This window comes from Parazoarcus sp. PS-13 R2A (assembly GCF_057621855.1).
The window spans coordinates 1-466 of sequence record NZ_JBYEXN010000066.1; the positions used below are offsets into that span (position 1 = coordinate 1).

The 466-nt window shown below is 57.5% G+C and carries 1 protein-coding gene; it reads right to left on the bottom strand.

Annotated elements, in window-relative coordinates; genetic code table 11:
• Positions 1–425, bottom strand: a 425-nt coding sequence (locus AC22G6_RS21845; RefSeq protein ID WP_487368509.1) for a 2OG-Fe(II) oxygenase family protein, incomplete at its 3' end; no start/stop codon positions are given.
• Positions 426–466: the final 41 nt, after the last annotated feature.

The following is a 466-nucleotide window of genomic DNA, read 5'->3' on the forward strand; positions in this document are numbered from 1 at the left end:
GGATCGAAGAACGTTGGAACCGAATAACGGTGCCGTTCGGGATTGAGGTTGAGGACGCGGTGCATGTTGGAGCGATAGATCCCGCGGGTGAGCACCGGCACCATGTCGCCCAAGTTGATGATGAAGGTGTTGGGGATATGGGGCGCACGAATCCATTCGCCGTCCGCATTGCGCACCTCTAGGCCACCGACATCATCCTGCAGGAGCATGGTGATCATGCCCCAGTCGGTATGGGCTCCTGCACCGATCTGGTTGCCATCGCCAACGCGGGGCTGCGGCGGATAGTGCAGCAACCGGTTAGTGATCATTGGCCGTTCAACTCCTTCAGCGAAGTAGTTTTCAGGCAGCTCCAGCGAAAGAGCCAACATGCCCAGCAGATGCTTGCCCAAGCCGGTCATCGCCTGAATATAGGCCTCTACTTGCACCCGCATCTCCGGATAGCTTTTTGGCCATTGATTGAGGCTGT